Genomic DNA, 18,549 nt, shown 5'->3' on the forward strand with positions numbered 1-18,549 from the left:
CGTTCTTAAGTGCATACCCATACAGGCATGGGTATTTACGCTTAATTAAATTTGCACAAACCGAGTACAAATACTTGCTTTTGGTCTATGCTGTCTTTTCCTAATAACAAAATGAAGAGGGCTCAACCCATGCCATTTGAGCACGCGAAAAAAGGGACGCTTACCAGTAGTCATTGGGGAACCTATCGAGTTCATGCAGATAACGGAAGTATTACCGCTTTAGAAGGGTTCGAGCGGGATGAAGATCCATCGCCCATCGGACAAGGTATTGTTGATGTGCTGGACGGGCCCATGCGTATTAAAATGCCAATGATTCGGCGTGGATGGCTGGAAAACGGGCCGGGAAATGCAGGGGGCGCTCGGGGAGCCGATGAGTTTGTCGAGGTATCCTGGCCTAGAGCAATCAAGTTGGTGGTGGAAGAACTAAATCGTGTGCGCGATCGCTATGGTAACCAGGCCATCTATGGTGGGTCCTACGGCTGGTCCAGTGCAGGCCGTTTTCATCATGCCCAGAGCCAGCTAAAGAGATTTCTCAACTCGGTTGGTGGGTACACCTACTCACTGAATACATACAGCTATGCAGCGGCTGAAGTCACTTTGCCTCACGTGCTCGGGGACTTCTATTCCATGGTCAATGGCGCAACCAGTTGGGACGTTATCAAGGAGCACACAAGCCTGTTCGTGGCATTTGGTGGGGCGCCTGCCAAGAATGGCCAGGTGACCAATGGAGGTGTTGGTCGTCATGTGCAGAAGCAGGGCATGCTGGATGCAGCTTCTAACGGAGTAAAGGTGGTGAATGTTAGCCCCTTGCGTTCAGATGTTCTTGATGAAATGAACGCAGACTGGGTCGCTCTTTATCCGGGCAGCGATGTGGCACTTCTCCTGGGTATTGCCCACACCCTCCATACTGAAAATCTGGCAGATACTGAATTCTTATCGACCTATACCGTGGGCTACGAACGCTTTCAGCAGTATTTTATGGGCGAGACCGATGGTGTCGTTAAAGACTGCTCTTGGGCCGCGATCAAGACGGGAATCCCAGCTTCTCGCATCCGGGATTTGGCGCGAGATATGGCTCGCCAGCGCACAATGATCTCTGTGAGCTGGTCTCTTACCCGACAGGACAACGGTGAGCAACCCTATTGGGCCGCAATCGCAGTTGCTTCCATGTTGGGGCAGCTTGGGCTGCCTGGCGGTGGTATTGGTTTTGGGTATAGCGCCATGAATGCTATCGGTGCTAATTATCAAGGCATTCCCGGCGCCTCTCTTCCCCAAGGTAAAAACCCGATAAAGAGCTTTATTCCTGTCGCTAGAGTTACGGACCTGCTTCTCCATCCCGGTAAGCGCTTTGAATACAACGGCGTAGTTGGAACCTATCCGGAAATTCGGTTGGTTTACTGGGCGGGTGGCAACCCTTTTCATCACCATCAGGATCTTGTGCGCATGAGAAGGGCATGGCAGAAGCCCGAAACGATTATTGTCCATGAATGGTGCTGGAACGCTCAGGCTAAACACGCAGATATAGTGCTGCCGGCAGCGACCTTTTTAGAGCGTAATGACATCGCTTCATCCAGCCGGGATCCTTTCCTTGTGTACATGCAAAAAGCTGCTGAGCCTGTAGGTCAAAGCCTGACAGACTATGAAATATTCAGCGCGCTGGCAGAAGAGTTAGGCGCGCGAGAAGCTTTCACAGAAGGCCGCGATGAAGAGCAATGGTTGCAGGTCATTTATGACGAAACCCGGCAAAAAGCGGGTGGCAGTGGTATTGATTTACCAACTTTTGAAGCGTTCAAGGCAAAGGGGTGGTTCGAGAACTCGATGCCGAAAGAACCACAGGTTTTAATGAAAGCCTTCCGCGAGAACCCTGCGGCGAATCCACTTGGAACGCCAAGTGGGAAAATAGAGATATTCTCTGAAACTGTCGCTGGCTTCGGTTATGAAGAATGCCCAGGCTTTCCATTTTGGAGTGAGCCCAAAGAGTGGTTAGGGCAGGAATCCCCCGAATACCCCTTGCACCTGATTTCCAATCAGCCGAAAAACAAACTGCACTCTCAATTGGATCACGGTTCTTATAGCCGGAAGTCGAAGATAAATGGCCGAGAGCCAGTGGTTATTCACCCGGTTGATGCAAAGGCCAGAAACATTGTAGACGGCAGTTTGGTTCGCCTTTTCAACGGGCGCGGTGCCTGTTTGTGCTCTGCCGTCGTGAGCGACGAAGTGCGCCCCAGAGTTTTGCAGCTGAGCACGGGGGCATGGTTTGACCCGCCACAACCGGGAGATTCAGCGATATCTTGCCGGCATGGTAACCCGAATGTTCTTACCCGGGATCAAGGAACATCGCGCCTGGCCCAAGGGCCGAGTGCATTGTCATGCCTCGTGGAAATTGAATTGTTTGAGGGTGAAGCTTCGGCTATGCCGATGGGCGCCTTTTCGCCTCCCGCAATCCGTAGCGAGCCTGTTCCGGGTTCATAAACCTCCAGTTTTTAAACTGTGTAACACCTGGTCAGTGACAAGAAATGTACTCGTGCTATTGAGCAGCACCCGGAGATAAATACACTCGCCCACTTTATCGAGTAAAAACCCTTGATCAAGTGGGTATTAATGACTAGTATTTGGGTGGGAATAGTCTCTTCCCTATGCAATTCGAAACTCAGTTGGATGGAGAACAACAACAATGTCCCTAAAAAAGAGATCAACTGGCGGTGAGCAGCCGTCAGCCTTGGGCGCACTGAACCTTCGTGTGCCCTTTGTGCATTACAAAATTGAGATTCCGGATATTCTGCAAGGTGCGATCTTGTGTGTCGTTCCGCTGAGTATTACCGCACTGATGACATCTGTTCTGGGGATTCCGTTTGAAATTGCCGTTGCTTTTGTCCTCCTCAACAACATTCTCTATCTGGTACACACGCATTTCGGTGATCCCACGGTTGCCGGTTGGATTACAGCCGGGATTCCGCTGTATGTAGCCTTCTTGTCGAGCTACCCAGAGGGGGACGCCAGAATACTGGCGTTAATTGCCTTACAGTTAACCGTCTCAGCTATATTTCTTGGTCTGGGGGTGTTCAAGGGGGCTGATGCGCTGGTGCGGAAAATGCCTGCGTCACTGAAATCAGGCATTTTAATCGGTGCGGGTATTTCGGCCATCATGGGCGAGTTTGGCGCGGATGGCCGTGTCTGGACAATGCCGATTACCATCTTGACGGGCGCTGTTTTGGGCTTTTTTATGTTGTTCTCAGAGACAGCAAGCCCACTTCGTGCCCGATACGGCTTCTTTCGCTTTGTCGCCCAATACGGCATAGCTGTGCCTTTTCTGATTGCTTATGTTTTGGGCCTTATTATCGGTGAGGTGGATGCGCCTGTTATTGAGTGGGGTTTTACCACCATTCCTTTGGGCACTATCTTGCGAGACTACAGCGTGTTCGGGCTGGGCATGCCGCCACTGCAATACTTTATTGATGCGATTCCTCTTGCGCTGGCGGCTTATATTATTGCCTTTGGCGACATATTGGTTATGGATTCTTTGTTCAAGAATGCTGATGCTGTTCGCAAGGACGAAAAATTGGTTTTCAGCCCGCGCCGGAACAGCATCATCGTGGGTATTCGCAATTTGGTGCACGGAATCTTTGCACCCTTTATCAGCCTATCTGGCCCAGCGTGGACCGGTGGTCAAGCGTTGGTGATTAATCGCTACATGAATAACCCACGTTCGGTGATGGACAGCTATTGGGGTGGTGCGACCAGCCTGTACTGGGGCATGACCATTGCCGTTGTGTTGGTTCCTGTTGTGACGTTATTCAAGCCTGGTCTCAATATCGGCATGGCGCTTACGTTACTGATCCAGGGGTATCTGTGTGGGTATCTCGCCATCGAAATGCTTGATCGTCAGACCAATCTTGAGCGTGGCATCGCGGTTATTGTCGGTTCCGTACTTGCCGTGCAGGGAGCCGCCTGGGGGTTGGGTGTCGGGCTTGTACTCTGGTTCTTCCTGGAGAAGAACTGGTTTGCGGATGCATACGTTGCAAAGCATCACGATGACGAAATGGCAGACGATACCGCAACCGAACAACGTTAGTTGATTGCGGCAAAGCACGTTTGAACGAACAACTAAGGGTTTAAAGTAATGGATAATATGTTTGAGCTCGGGCTCGATAAAACAGACGCTAGCTACACGCCCCTCACGCCGATTTCTTTTATACAGAGAACGGCCCTGGCGCACCCAACCCGCACCGCGGTTATCCACGGCAGCGTCCGTCGGACATGGGCCGAAACCTACCAACGCTGCTTAAAGTTGGCATCTGCCCTGCGAAAACTGGGCGTTCGGAAAGGGGACACAGTAGCGGCACTCCTGCCAAATATCCCCGAAATGCTGGAACTGCATTTTGCGGTGCCAATGATTGGAGCTGTTCTGAACGCCCAGAACACCCGGCTTGATTCCAAAACCATGACCTTCATGCTCAACCATGGGCGTGCAAAAGTGTTCTTTACCGACATGGAGTACAGTGATCGGTCCCGTGATGCTCTTGTCGGTTGTGATGCCAAGCCGATTGTTATTGATGTTGATGATCCTAATTTCGCTGGTGGCGAACTGATCGGCAAGATGACCTACGAAGATTTGCTGGCGACGGGTGATGACGATTTCGCGTGGGATATGCCTGACGACGAGTGGCAGGCAATTGCCCTGAACTACACGTCAGGCACTACCGGGAATCCAAAAGGTGTGGTTTACCATCATCGTGGCGCGCACCTGAACGCTTTGAGCAATATCATTGGCTTTGGGTTGCCATCAGGTGCGGTTTATCTCTGGACGCTGCCGATGTTTCATTGCAACGGTTGGTGTTATCCATGGGCGGTAACCGCTGTAGCAGGCACTCATGTGTGCCTGCGATCTCCACAACCGAAGCCAATATACGATGCCATCGCCGAGCACGGGGTAACTCATCTTTGCGCGGCACCGGTTGTGTTGAATATGCTTATCAACGCCCCTGAAGAATATAAAAAGCCGTTCAGCCAGCATGTAACCGCAGCTACCGGTGGTGCTGCACCTCCAGCCGCAACGATTGCAGCTATGGAATCCATGGGGGTGAAAGTAGTACACCTGTATGGCTTGACAGAAACCTATGGCCCCAGCTTGATCTGTGAGTTCCAGGATGAGTGGCATTCTCTGGATGGCAAGGGCAAAGCGGCGAAAATGGCTCGGCAGGGGATATTGTCATTGTCCATGGCAGACATGATGGTGGCAGATCCCGTGACTCTCCAGCCAGTAGAAAAGAACGGCACGGCGATTGGTGAGCTGTTTGTTCGGGGTAACTCCGTTATGAAGGGGTATCTGAACAACCCGGAGGAAACTACCAAATCCTTCGGCGGAGGCTGGTTCCATACTGGAGATTTGGGGGTATGGCACACCGACGGTTACGTGGAAATTAAAGACCGCTCCAAAGATATTATCATTTCGGGTGGAGAGAATATTTCGACCCTTGAGGTGGAAAGTACGCTCTACGATCATCCTGCGGTACTGGAAGCAGCGGTTGTTGCAGCACCCGACAACCACTGGGGTGAAATACCCTGTGCGTTTATCACCTTGAAATCCGGCAACGATCACCTCACGGCAGCGGACATTGAAACCTATTGCCGGGCAAATCTAGCAGGCTTCAAAGTACCCAAGAAAATTGTATTTATGGATGACTTGCCAAAGACATCGACGGGGAAATTGCAGAAGCACGTGCTGAGGAGTCAGCTTACCGGTTAAGAATGAGCGTGTATTAATTTGACGATGACATTTCCCCGGCCCATGCCGGGGTTTTTTGTAAGTGCGCTCAGGAAAAGTAGATTGGCATTCTGATTGCTGAGGAGGCTGCAGCTGGCATATTTCGTCGATTGGTGCTCACGCTGTTTTATTCAAAACAATCTCTTCATACTGCTGGTCGGTTTTCGTTGGTGAGAGGGGAATGTCGTGTCTAGGGCGTTTGGATTGGTGTGTTTAGTGACTGTTGTGATGTTGTCAGGTTGTAATTCCGAACAAAAATCGGAAAGCGTCGATGGTGCAACGGATGGTTTGGATAAAGAGATTGGCTTGGCTACGGAGAATCCTTTCGGTGAAATCTCGCTCGCGCTCAAGCCCGCACAACTCGACTGGATTGGCCAGAAAATATTTCAGAACGAGTGTGCCGGCCAGTTTCAGTGTCTTGTCCATTGGAACGACGGAGAGGCTTTTCCCTCTCTGGGTATTGGCCACTTTATCTGGTATCCGGAAGGTGTTAACGAGCGATTTGTGGAGAGTTTTCCGGCGCTTGTCGAATACATGAAACAGCGCCAACTCAACATTCCCTCATGGTTGAGGGAGCTTGAGCCCTTTAATGCGCCCTGGGCAGATAAGGCTTCTTTTGACGCTGTCGAAAATTCCGTCAATGTTGCCGAACTACGGGAATTCCTGGCGGGCACTCAGGGCATTCAGGCGGAGTTTATTGTTCGGCGAGCCAAAACCTCATTTGCCAAGATCGTCGAGTCTGTGCCTGAAGACCAGAAAACCCGATTGAAAGCTGATTTGGAAGTTCTGAGCTCCACCCCGGGTGGAATTTATGCCTTGATAGATTATGTCAACTTCAAGGGCGAGGGCCTTTCAGGCGCGGAGCGATATGACGGAAAGGGTTGGGGGCTTCAACAGGTACTTCTGGCTATGGAGCCTAACCCTGACATCGCAACATTAGCTCGGTTCCGGGCGGCGGCAGCAAAAGTTCTCACCAGAAGAGCTGAAAACGCAGTGAATCCGATTGAAAAAAACCGCTGGCTAAAAGGTTGGTTAAGGCGTCTCGAAACCTACAGGCAGCCAGACGGCGAAATCAGCTCCGCAGAATAAGTTGATAAAAATTCGTTGTTTTCCTGAACTTTGTCTATCTTGTAATGACATGTAACTGTGCTGCTTTCTCTGTGTTGTGTCGATGTATGCGACGCACTTAATTTTGGCGTGGATTCATGGTCTCAGGCAAGTAACCAATAAACGTTCGGAGAATAACAATGAAAAGAATGATACTGGTAGCGCTTGGCATGACGTTTGTTGCGGGTGCACTCTCGACGACAGGTGTTCTCGCGGCAACAACCCTGGAAAGCGTGAAGGCGAAAGGCCACCTGCAGTGTGGTGTGACCAGCGGGCTTCCTGGATTCTCCCAGCCAGATGAAAAAGGCAACTGGACGGGCATCGATGTGGACACCTGTCGGGCAGTAGCTGCAGCAGTTTTCGGAGATGCCAAGGCCGTAGAATTTACGCCGTTGACCGCTAAGGAGCGATTTACTGCGCTGCAGTCGGGCGAGATTGACATGCTGTCCCGAAACACCACATGGACGCTTACCCGGGATGTGTCACTGGGGCTTAACTTTGCTGGCGTGAACTACTACGACGGGCAGGGTTTCCTGATTAACAAGGACATTGGCGTAGACGATGCAGAGCAGCTTGACGGCGCCACCGTGTGCATTCAGTCAGGCACAACGTCCGAGTTGAACCTCGCTGATTATTTCAGGGCTAAAGGCATGAAGTTCAAGCCGATCGTGTTTGATACATCCGAGCAGACCGTCCAGGGTTTTGCTGCAGGCCGGTGCGATGTACTGACGTCTGACCGTTCCCAGCTCGCGGCTTTGCGCTCCAAGCTGGCCGATCCCAACACCGCAAAGATACTGCCCAATACGATTTCAAAGGAGCCTCTTGGCCCTGTGGTTCGTCAAGGTGACGATCAGTGGTTCAACATCGTCAAATGGGTGTTGTTTGCCCAGATCAACGCTGAGGAACTGGGCATTACCATGGATAACGTGGGCGAGATGTTGAAGTCGGATAACCCGAACGTCCAGCGCTTGTTGGGAACCGATGGTGACATGGGCGCTAAACTGGGGCTACCGGATGACTTTGGTCATGCCATTGTTAAACAGGTTGGAAACTACGGCGAAATGTACGATCGCAACGTAGGGCCTGATACAGCCCTTGGTCTTGAGCGAGGAATCAACGCTCTCTGGACTAATGGCGGTATCCTCTACGCGCCGCCAGTGCGCTGATATCTGAAAAGCTATGCCGGGGTCTTCGTGGGGCCTCGGTGTTTACTCTGGCGCAGTTTAATGCAGGGAAGCTTTTCAGGATAATGCATGAAAAAACAATCTATTGATTCCATATCCGCCAGGCCCAAACCCTGGTACGACCCGCGCATTCGAGCACTGTTTTTTCAGGTTGTTACGTTGGGCGTCGTGTTTTGGGCCGGCTGGGTTCTGATTGACAATACTCTCTCGAATATGCAAAGCCGTGGCATCAGCACCGGTTTCGGATTCCTTGATGAGACTGCCGGCTTCGGCATCATCATGCACCTGGTGCCCTTTGATGCAACCATGTCATATGGGCGCACATTCTGGGTGGGTTTGACCAATACCCTTCTGGTGTCAGCCATGGGTGTCGTTGCTGCGACCATCATTGGGTTCCTGGTTGGTGTTGCACGCCTGTCGAGTAACTGGCTGGTGGCTAAAATCGCGCTGGTCTATATCGAAGTCATTCGCAATATCCCGCTGTTGCTCCAGATATTTTTTTGGTACTTCGCAGTGCTCGCCAGCCTTCCAGCGCCACGACAGAGTGTGGAGGTTGGCGGTGCATTTTTCTTGAATAATCGGGGTCTGTATTTGCCCGGGCCGGTAACTCAGGACGGCTTCGGGCTGGTTTGGGGAGCACTTCTGGTAGCCATTGCGGCGGTTTTTGGCTTGCGGAGCTGGACCAAAAAACGTCAGAAGGCGAGTGGCCAGCTCTTTCCGACAGTCAAGGTAAGCATCGCGATTCTGGTTCTTTTACCACTTATCGCGTTTTTTTTGGCGGGCCAACCTCTGGAATGGGATTTACCTGCATTGAAAGGGTTCAATTTTGGCGGAGGGATTTCGCTAATCCCCGAGTTGGCCGCTCTTTGGGTTGCGCTCTCGCTTTATACGGCGAGCTTTATTGCGGAAATTGTACGCTCGGGCATTCTGGCGGTCAGCAAGGGCCAAACAGAAGCATCCAAAGCCCTTGGTTTACCAAATGGCCTGACTCTGAGGCTGATTATTATCCCCCAGGCGATGCGCGTAATTATTCCGCCGCTCACCAGCCAGTATCTGAACCTCGTCAAAAACTCTTCACTGGCGACAGCCATCGGTTACCCGGATCTGGTTTCTGTATTTATGGGCACCACCCTGAATCAAACAGGCCAGGCGGTAGAAGTTGTTGCCATAACGATGGGCGTATACCTCACGATCAGTCTGCTGATTTCACTGCTCATGAATCTCTATAACCGGGCTGTCGAGATCAAGGAGCGATGATGACCGAATCGACGATTAAACCACCCAAAAAGAACCTCGGGCCGGTCAAGTGGATGCGTACGCACCTGTTTTCCAGCTGGTACAACAGCTTGCTGACACTGGTAGTTGGCTACCTGCTGCTCACCAGTGTCGGGCCTCTGGTGAGTTGGGTGTTTCTGGACGCTACCTTTGAGGGCTCTGGCCCGGGTGACTGCCTGGGCGAGGGCGCTTGCTGGCTGTTTGTAAGTCAGCGTCTGAATTTCTTTATTTATGGCTTCTACCCCGACGAGCTTCAATGGCGGGTGGATATCATGTTCGGACTGTTGGCTCTGGCGTTCGTGCCTCAGTTTATCGAGGGGTTCCCCGCCCGTAAATGGCTCGGGATCTTCGGTATGAGCGGCCTGCCGATAATCGGCTATGTGTTGATCCCTGGAGGAATTCTGGGGCTGGAAGAAGTGGAAAGCTCAAAGTGGGGCGGCCTTATGCTCACACTCATCCTGGCTTATATCGGGATTCTGGCGTCTCTGCCTATCGGAATTTTGCTCGCCATTGGGCGTCGATCCGACATGCCTATTATTCGCGGCCTCTGCGTGGTGTTTATCGAGGTCTGGCGGGCCGTGCCGCTGATTACGGTGTTGTTCATGGCCTCAGTGATGCTGCCTTTGTTTCTTCCGGAGGGTGTAAGCTTTGAGAAGCTTGTGCGTGCATTGATCGGCATTACGTTGTGGCAGTCGGCCTACATGGCAGAGGTTATAAGGGGCGGACTTCAGGCTATCCCCCGAGGGCAGTATGAGGCGGCTAATGCTCTTGGTCTTGGCTATTGGCGAAAGATGGGATTGGTTATTCTGCCCCAGGCACTAAAGCTGGTTATTCCCGGCATCGTGAATACTTTTATATCACTGTTCAAGGACACCACTCTGGTGCTGATTATTGGCCTGTTCGATATTCTCGGCGCGGTTCAGTCAACGATAGCAGACCCTGCTTGGCAAAACGTTGCGATAGAGGGCTATGTCTTCGTGGCCTTCTGTTTCTGGGTGTTCTGTTTCGGGATTTCCCGCTACAGCCAGAACCTCGAACGCAAACTCGATACCGGCCACAAAACCTGATGGTAAAACTATGATGCAACACTCCGAATCTGTAGAAACTCAAGCTGAAAACAAGCCGGGCATTATCCGTGTGGAAAGTATGCACAAGTGGTATGGCGACTTTCACGTGCTTAAAGATCTTAACCTGGCGGTTGATCAGGGCGAACGCATTGTAATCTGTGGCCCGTCAGGCTCAGGCAAATCCACGTTTATTCGGTGCATCAATCGCCTTGAAGAGCATCAGCAGGGCAAGATCATCGTAGATGACGTTGAGCTTACCGACGATGTCCGTCACATAGACAGTGTGCGCAGGGAAGTGGGTATGGTGTTTCAGCACTTTAATCTGTTTCCTCACCTCACAGTGCTGGAAAACTGCTGTCTGTCGCCTATATGGGTGCGCAAGTTGCCTCGTCGGGAAGCCGAAGCAGCTGCCATGGAGTACCTTGAGCGGGTAAAAATTCCGGATCAGGCTGCCAAGTATCCCGGACAGCTATCAGGTGGCCAGCAACAACGTGTGGCCATTGCCAGGGCTTTGTGTATGAAACCCAAAATCATGTTGTTTGATGAGCCCACGTCGGCACTTGATCCGGAAATGATCAAAGAAGTGCTCGACGTTATGATCGAGCTGGCCGGCAGCGGCATGACCATGATCTGTGTGACCCATGAAATGGGCTTTGCCAAAACCGTTGCAGACCGAGTGATTTTCATGGATGAAGGTGAGATTGTCGAAGAGGCGCCGCCCACAGAATTTTTCAGCAACCCCAGAGAACCTCGCACCCAGAAGTTTCTGCAGCAAATTCTGCAACATTAAGGAACAGGCCCTCTGTCAGAGTCGCTTTTACTCGGCTCAGGCAGAGTGCGAACATGGATATCCCGTTGCGGGAAAGGAATTTCAATGCCAGCTTCGGTGAGCGCGCTCGTAATGGAGGCGTGGATTTCGTGGGACAGGGGCATCATGTCCTGCAGGTCTTTGATGTATACCCATAGCTCGAAATCAATACTGCTATCCCCCAGCGCTACACAGAATACCTCCGGAGCGGGGTCACTGACTACTCGTTCATTGTTGCCAGCAACGCCGATCAAAATCTCTTGGGTCTTATTGACATCCGACCCGTAGGCGACTCCCACACGTAGGGTAACCCGTGTAATTGAATCTGAGAGGGTCCAGTTGGTCAGGTCCTGGGTCACGAAGGTTTTGTTTGGGATAACCTGTTCTTTTCTGTCCCAGTCGACCAGTGTTGTGGCTCGAATACGTATGCGGGCAACCGTGCCGGTAATGCCATCTATTGTGACCATGTCACCCACCCGGATAGGGCGTTCAAACAGAAGAATGATGCCCGAGACAAAGTTAGCGACGATTTCCTGAAGTCCGAACCCGAGGCCGACACCCAGGGCGGCAATAAGCCATTGCAGTTTCGACCATTGAACTCCTATTACCGCGAAGCAGGTTATCACGCCAGCGAACACCAACAGATAGGCTGTGAGAGTTTTGATCGCATAGCCTGTGCCTGCCTCCAGGTTCAGCCGGCTCAGAATGGTTACTTCAAGGGTGCCCGGGAGGTCGCGGGCTGCCAATATGGTTCCTGCTCCAATTAAAGCAGCCAGCAGCACGTCCGCAAGAGTTATTGGGAGCGGATCCCCACCTTGCAAGTCGGTAGAAATGGTCCACAGCGTGATGTTGTCGAACAGTTTGAGTGCAGGGAAAACGTCGGCCCAAAGCATCGTCAAGCCGGTAATGGCCAGTGCGGCTATTACGATGCCCAGCAGTGATGTGCTCTGATGACTGATGTCCTTTAGGTTCATTGCTGGCATATCCAACGAAGGCAGAATGTTCTCTTCGGACGTGTCGTCGGCTTCCCGGTTTTCAGCTGCTTTTTGCTCCGCCGCTCGCTGTTCGCGCAGAATGTCGAGGGTGAGGCGGCGTTCACGCACAGAAAGAGCCCTCAATCCCAGATAGTAGAGCAATGAAGTGAAAGCCAGCCAGCAAATGGAGATGAACAAGTTGCGTTCAAGTTGAAGGGCCGTGTAGTGATAGCCAAACAGCGACGCAAGGGCCAGAACAAGGGGAGTGATAACGGCGATAATGTGCAGGAACACCAGGAGGCCATGTTGGGATTTGTACGCCCTCACAGCATTCATGATGCGTTGCGCAAATACCGCCAGTGCGATGGATACCAAGGTAAACAGCAGGCGGCCGAGGCTGTCGTCAAACTGTGCGCCTTCAGGGGTTGAAGTTGTGGATGTAGTTATGATGGTTACCGGCAATACGAATGCCATCAGCAGGGGGATTTCCCGGCGGATAACCAGCAGGGAACTGGGGTTCCAGTGGAAGTGGTTTTCACCAAGGCCATGCTTGCGTGCTACGTTACGGATAAACGCCAGCAAAAACATGATGAAACCCGCGGCTGTCAGCCCTTTCGAAAGGGCAGAGAAAAACTCGTTGCCTTCCATCAGCAGCAGGGCGGCCAATGAAAATACAAGCACGCCGGGCAATGCCAGCAGGAAGCTGTTAATCAGTGCCTTTATGGTAAACGCCATGCGATCATGGCCAACATTACCGATGTAGCGGCTGTTTTCGATCAGATCACCCGCGATGGCTTTCCGTGTTATAAGCAGAGCCAGAAACAGAAGGGCTACAAGGGTTATGCGAGTGCCACGTTCTTTCCACGACAGGGCGATGGCGTCACTGAGGGCACCGAAGTGCAGTTGGGAGACAAACCATTTTGCAGACTGGTACAGCCCGCCGGCGGTTTCAGTACTCACAACCGCGGCGCTTGGCAGCCAGAACAGGCGCTGTTGTAGAAGCTTCTGATATTCCTGAACCTGGTCCTGAAGGGCCGTAACTGTGCTGTAGTATTCATTGAGCACATCAATATGTTCGGTAACGGCTTTGTGCAGTTCGCGTAGCAACTCGGAGCGGCGGGTTTGCAGTTGCCCGCGGGCATCGTCACCAGGCTCCGCAATGGCTTCAAATTCTTCGAGCCTCAGTTGCTCTTCTCTTGCGGACGCAAGCTTATTCTCTATGCCTTCTATTAAATCGCTGGCAATACTCTGTCTTTGTAAGCGTTCAAGTCTCTGCTTTAACAAGTTGGCATAGTTTGCAGTTAGGTTGAGGCCCGCCTTCTCCAGTCTCAGCTCAAAACTCTTATACTCATCCTGCAAGCGGGTCAGAATGGATTCGGCGTAGGTTAGCCGCTCCTGGCTGTCTCTCACTGCTGTCTGACGCTGCGTTAGTGAGGATTGCAGCGTGCGCACCTGCTCCAGAATGTCTGAGTTGACCACCTCTGGTAGCTTGATATCGGGAGGGGAATCCGTGTCAGCTTCCAGTTCTGGTTGAACGGCCGGTCGCGATTCCTCTGGCTGTTCAGCGCTTTCTTTGCTTTGCCGGGTGGCTGTGTCTGATGGCCTGGTTGTATCACCGGAGTTTTCGGCCCAGGCAGGAAATGCCAGAGAACAGAGAAGAATAAAGCCGGCCATGTATGTTGCCAGAACTGCATAATGGGTCGGACGTTGCTTCATATTCTGCACTCCTTGCACGGACGGCTCTAGGTAGTGATCCCCTGCATCATGCAGCAGTGGGCGTCTCAGGAGTTTGGTAACGGCATCTTTTTCAGCTCTGGCTCTTGTTCAGACTGCGCAACCAGCCACCAGACATGCTTGTCCCAGTCGCCCAGAACGATTCGCTTTGCGGATTCCCCGTCTACTTCCAGAGAGTGTACAGCAGGTCTGTGGGTGTGCCCGTGAATGAGTAGAGGCACATCATGGGCTTCCATAACTCGCTGCACCTCTTCCGGGGTTACGTCCATGATATCTTCAGTTTTGCCCTGGTTCGATGCCATGCTCATTTCCCGCAGTTGCCTTGCCATTTGCTGGCGATCCTCAAGAGGGCGGGACAGAATCATCTTTTGCATTTGCGGATTACGCATTTTGGCGCGAAATTTCTGGTATTCCACATCAGTGGTGCAAAGGCTGTCACCATGCATCAGCAGAGTAGGGGTGCCATAGAGATCGATGAGTGTGGGGTCATCCAGCAGAGTGGCGCCGGCACGTGCGCAGAAATCCTCGCCTAGCAGAAAATCCCGGTTGCCGTGCATCAGGAAAATGCGGGTGCCGCTGTCGCTCAGGGTGCGCAGTGCGGCTGCAGCCTGGTCTTGGAGAGGGGTGCGCTCATCATCACCAATCCAGGCCTCAAAGAAATCACCAAGTATGAACAGCTGCTCTGCACCGGGCGCTTCTTCTTCGAGAAAGCGAAGAAACGCCCCGATAATATCGGGGCGTGACTCTTCCATGTGCAGGTCGGAAATAAACAGCGTGGTCACGCTGTGCCTCCGTCCTCGATAACAGTGGCCTTTTCAATGACCACGTCCTCGTAGGGTACGTCTTGATGGCCGGAATCCATGGTGGTGCGGACGGCGCGGATTGCGTTAACTGTCTCCATACCTTCTACAACCTTGCCAAAAACACAGTAACCCCAGCCTTCGGCATTTTTTGCTGTGTGGTCCAGAAACCCATTGTTTTCCACGTTGATGAAAAACTGGGCTGAAGCCGAATGTGGGTCCATAGTACGGGCCATGGCGACGGTGCCCTGCATATTGCTCAAGCCGTTGTCCGCTTCGTTTTTGATGGGGTCGCGGGTCTTGCGTGCCACCATGCCAGGCTCGAAACCGCCACCCTGAACCATAAAGTTACTGATAACCCTATGGAAAATCAGGCCGTCGTAGAAGCCATCGCGAACATACTGTTCAAAATTCTTTGCGGTTTCTGGGGCTTTTTCGTAATCCAGTTCGAGCTTGATATCGCCGTGATTGGTTGTCAGCAGAATCATCAGGGTTTCCTGTTCATTGAGTTGGAATCGCTTAAAGCCGGTATTGTACGCAAGAGTTTCCGGTGATGCATGAGTCCGCTCTGGATTTATGAGTATAATAGACGGTTTACGACCCACTTCTTTTAATAGAGATTGTATGAGCGCCGAGCCGAAGAAAGCCCATAACTTTATTCAGAACCTGATTGAAGACGCCGTTGCCAAAGGCGAGCATACCGGCCAGGTTGTGACCCGTTTTCCGCCTGAGCCTAATGGTTACCTGCACGTGGGCCATGCGAAATCTATCTGCCTTAACTTTGGTATCGCCAATACGTTTTCCGGTGTGTGTAACCTACGGTTTGACGACACTAATCCGGAAAAGGAGAGCCAGGAGTACATCGATGCCATCAAGGCAGACGTTGAATGGCTGGGTTACACCTGGGATGGGGAAGTACGTTATGCCTCTGACTATTTCGATTCTCTCTACTATTTTGCAGAGGAACTAATCGAGAAAGGCAAGGCGTATGTCTGTGCGTTAACTGCAGATGAAATGGTGGAGTACCGGGGCACCTTGACTGAACCGGGCAGAAACAGCCCTTATCGCGACCGCCCTGCAGATGAAAGCCTGACGCTATTCCGTGATATGCGGGATGGTAAGTTCAAAAACGGTGAACTGGTGTTAAGGGCGAAGATTGATATGACGTCCCCTAACATCAATATGCGAGACCCTATACTTTATCGCATTCGTTTTGCTGAGCATCATCAGACGGGCAATAAATGGTGCATCTACCCGATGTACGACTTCACTCATCCGATCTCAGATGCCATGGAGGGGATTACTCACTCTCTGTGCACGCTCGAATTTGAAGATCACCGCCCCCTCTACGATTGGGTGCTTGATAACATTACTGCGCCTTGTCAGCCGCGACAGATAGAGTTTGCTCGTCTGAACCTGAACTACACCATCACCAGCAAGCGTAAACTCAAGCGCCTGGTGGATGAACATTTGGTCGAAGGCTGGAATGACCCTCGCATGCCGACTATTTCGGGTATGCGCCGTCGCGGCTATACGCCGGAATCGCTCCGTGCGTTCTGCGACATGATTGGTGTTAACAAGGCTGGCGGAACGGTGGATATGGGGATGCTGGAATTCGCTATCCGCGAGGACCTCAACACTCGCTCACCTCGTGCCATGTGCGTGATGCGCCCATTGAAAGTGACGCTGACCAACTATCCGGCTGACAAGATCGAAACTCTCTCCCTGCCTGTGCATCCTCAGAACCCGGATATGGGGCAGCGTGATGTTACCTGGAGCCAGACTCTGTTTATCGACAGGGATGACTTCGTGGAAGAGGCACCACGCAAGTGGAAGCGATTGGCACCCGAGCAGGCGGTTCGTTTACGCGGCGGCTATGTGATGACGTGCAAGGAAGTTGTGCGCGATGCCAGTGGCGAAATTGTGGAGCTGCGCTGTGAATACGATCCGGCCACACTGGGTGTTAACCCCGAGGGTTACAAGCCTAACGGCGTGATCCACTGGGTGTCTGCCAGCAACAGTGTGGAGTGCGATATTAACTTGTACGACCGATTGTTCAACCACGAATCTCCGGACAGTGACAAGGAAGGAGACTTCCTGGATCACGTTAACCCGCAATCGCTTGTGGTGTTGAAGGGTGCACGGGTAGAGCAAAGCTTGGCAACGCCGCTTACAGACTTGCCGTACCAGTTTGAGCGCGAAGGTTATTTCTTCTGTGATCAGGAGTTGACGGCCAAAGCCGGGAAGCCGGTATTCAATCGCACTGTTACCTTGCGGGATTCGTGGGGTAAATAAAGAGTAAATAAGGGTAAGCATTCGGGAGACCAGCTTTGATTAGGATTTATAATACGCTCACCCAGCAAAAAGAAGTCTTTACGCCTATCGAGCCGGGAAAGGTTCGCATGTACGTGTGTGGTATGACGGTTTATGACTACTGCCACCTGGGTCACGCGCGGGTGCTGGTGGCTTTTGACGTAGTAACGCGCTACATGCGCAATCGCGGCTACGATGTGACCTATGTGCGCAATATCACTGATATTGACGACAAGATTCTTCGCAGAGCCGAGGAAAACGGCGAACCGTTTACCGAGCTGACCGAGCGTATGATCACGGCGATGCGCGAGGATGAGGCAAGGCTTGGTGTGCTGTCACCCAGCGCAGAGCCTCGTGCCACGGATTACATTGCTGAAATCATAGCCATGATCAATACGCTGATCGAATCTGACCATGCGTATGCCGCGGACAACGGCGATGTCTATTTTTCTGTAGAGTCATTTAAGGATTACGGAAAACTCAGCAAGAAAAAACTCGAAGATCTGCTGGCGGGTGCGCGCATAGACGTACAGGAAGCCAAGCGAAGCCCAGCGGATTTTGCGCTTTGGAAAGCTGCCGATGAAGGTGAGGTCAGCTGGCCTTCACCTTGGGGTAATGGTCGACCGGGTTGGCATATTGAATGTTCTGCCATGTCAACAAAATGCCTGGGCGATACCTTTGACATTCATGGAGGCGGACCGGATTTGCTGTTCCCTCACCATGAAAATGAAATTGCCCAGTCCGAGTGCGCTACCGGGCATGCCTTCGTGAATACCTGGATGCATGCGGGCGCTATCCGTGTGAACAAGGAAAAGATGTCCAAATCCCTGGGCAACTTTTTCACCATACGGGAAATACTCGAAACCTACCCGCCTGAAGTGGTCCGCTTCTTCCTGGTTTCCAGCCACTACCGCAGCCAGGTCGATTATTCGGAAGATAATCTGGCTGAGGCGGGGCGTTCTCTGGCCAGGCTATACCATGCACTGCGTGGCATAGAGCCAATGAATTCAAACGACGTGCCTGAAACTGAGCATGATCGTCGTTTTGTTGAGTTAATGAACGATGACTTTAACTGCCCGGGCGCTATCTCGGTTTTACACGCGCTTGCCAATGACATAAATCAACACCGCCGGGAAGGCCGTGAAGATGACGCAAGGCAAGCGGCAACTGTGATGATCAGGCTTGGTGATGTTCTCGGAATCTTGCAGCAAAACCCCGATGCTTTTTTTCAGGCTGATTCCGGTGGAGAGCTGACGGCAGAAGACATTGAAGCGAAAATTCAGGCCCGCGCTGATGCCCGTAAAGCCAGAGATTTTGCGGGTGCCGACCGCATTCGTGACGAGTTGGTAGAGCAGGGCGTTATTCTGGACGATTCCCGTGAGGGAACAAGTTGGCGGCGCAGTTAACGCTGATACCAAGGTCGCGTTGTACTCAGGGAAATGACCTTATAAGGAACTTCCCGTATAATGCGGCCTTCGATTTTTCGAGCCCGGCTGCTGAATGGCGGTTGGGACAGGGCTAAC

The 18,549-nt window shown here is 52.1% G+C and carries 13 protein-coding genes; 10 read left to right on the forward strand and 3 right to left on the reverse strand.

All coding sequences use genetic code 11. The features are described 5' to 3' along the window. The first annotated feature begins 129 nt into the window (after nucleotides 1-129). From RG807_RS00940 to RG807_RS00975, 8 genes are all read left to right on the forward strand, one after another. A complete protein-coding gene (locus RG807_RS00940; RefSeq protein ID WP_309043172.1) occupies nucleotides 130-2,472 on the forward strand; it encodes a molybdopterin-dependent oxidoreductase in 2,343 nt (780 codons plus the stop codon). Between the two features lie 202 nt (nucleotides 2,473-2,674). Then, complete coding sequence (locus RG807_RS00945; protein ID WP_298447787.1) at nucleotides 2,675-4,072, forward strand: hypothetical protein; 1,398 nt, start codon at nucleotides 2,675-2,677, stop codon at nucleotides 4,070-4,072. A gap of 48 nt (nucleotides 4,073-4,120) precedes the next feature. Beyond that, nucleotides 4,121-5,746 (forward strand): AMP-binding protein, encoded by a 1,626-nt coding sequence (locus RG807_RS00950; RefSeq protein ID WP_309043173.1) that lies wholly within the window; start codon nucleotides 4,121-4,123, stop codon nucleotides 5,744-5,746. Between the two features lie 204 nt (nucleotides 5,747-5,950). Continuing rightward, complete coding sequence (locus tag RG807_RS00955; RefSeq protein ID WP_309043174.1) at nucleotides 5,951-6,853, forward strand: hypothetical protein; 903 nt, start codon at nucleotides 5,951-5,953, stop codon at nucleotides 6,851-6,853. Nucleotides 6,854-7,011: 158 nt separating this feature from the next. Then, a complete protein-coding gene (locus tag RG807_RS00960) occupies nucleotides 7,012-8,037 on the forward strand; it encodes an amino acid ABC transporter substrate-binding protein (RefSeq protein WP_435404645.1) in 1,026 nt (341 codons plus the stop codon). Between the two features lie 87 nt (nucleotides 8,038-8,124). Continuing rightward, on the forward strand, nucleotides 8,125-9,312 hold the full coding sequence (locus tag RG807_RS00965; RefSeq protein ID WP_309043175.1) for an amino acid ABC transporter permease: 1,188 nt from the start codon (nucleotides 8,125-8,127) through the stop codon (nucleotides 9,310-9,312). Continuing rightward, the gene (locus tag RG807_RS00970) at nucleotides 9,312-10,397 is read left to right on the forward strand and encodes an amino acid ABC transporter permease (protein ID WP_309043176.1); all 1,086 of its coding nucleotides are present in this window, start codon (nucleotides 9,312-9,314) and stop codon (nucleotides 10,395-10,397) included. Before RG807_RS00965 ends, RG807_RS00970 begins: the two co-directional genes overlap by 1 nt. A gap of 79 nt (nucleotides 10,398-10,476) precedes the next feature. Then, nucleotides 10,477-11,187, forward strand: a complete 711-nt coding sequence (locus RG807_RS00975; RefSeq protein ID WP_410803631.1) for an amino acid ABC transporter ATP-binding protein — start codon at nucleotides 10,477-10,479, stop codon at nucleotides 11,185-11,187. On the opposite strand, the gene RG807_RS00980 is transcribed toward RG807_RS00975, so the two are convergent. The 3 genes from RG807_RS00980 to RG807_RS00990 form a co-directional block, all read right to left on the reverse strand. After that, a complete protein-coding gene (locus tag RG807_RS00980) occupies nucleotides 11,184-13,895 on the reverse strand; it encodes a mechanosensitive ion channel domain-containing protein (protein WP_309043177.1) in 2,712 nt (903 codons plus the stop codon). The genes RG807_RS00975 and RG807_RS00980 overlap by 4 nt on opposite strands. Nucleotides 13,896-13,960: 65 nt before the next feature. After that, on the reverse strand, nucleotides 13,961-14,695 hold the full coding sequence (locus RG807_RS00985) for a UDP-2,3-diacylglucosamine diphosphatase (protein WP_309043178.1): 735 nt from the start codon (nucleotides 14,693-14,695) through the stop codon (nucleotides 13,961-13,963). Beyond that, entirely contained in the window at nucleotides 14,692-15,201 is a 510-nt protein-coding gene (locus RG807_RS00990; protein WP_309043179.1) for a peptidylprolyl isomerase, read from the reverse strand. The genes RG807_RS00985 and RG807_RS00990 overlap by 4 nt, the downstream gene beginning before the upstream one ends. 136 nt (nucleotides 15,202-15,337) lie before the next feature. Between RG807_RS00990 and RG807_RS00995 the strand changes: the two genes are divergently transcribed. After that, complete coding sequence (locus tag RG807_RS00995; RefSeq protein WP_309043180.1) at nucleotides 15,338-17,008, forward strand: glutamine--tRNA ligase/YqeY domain fusion protein; 1,671 nt, start codon at nucleotides 15,338-15,340, stop codon at nucleotides 17,006-17,008. A gap of 35 nt (nucleotides 17,009-17,043) precedes the next feature. Continuing rightward, nucleotides 17,044-18,432: a cysteine--tRNA ligase gene (cysS, locus tag RG807_RS01000; protein WP_309043181.1), complete on the forward strand. Its 1,389-nt coding sequence runs from the start codon at nucleotides 17,044-17,046 to the stop codon at nucleotides 18,430-18,432. The last annotated feature ends 117 nt before the right edge of the window (nucleotides 18,433-18,549 follow it).

It is taken from the genome of Marinobacter sediminicola, assembly GCF_031157525.1.
In the GTDB taxonomy this organism is placed as follows: Bacteria; Pseudomonadota; Gammaproteobacteria; order Pseudomonadales; family Oleiphilaceae; genus Marinobacter; species Marinobacter sediminicola.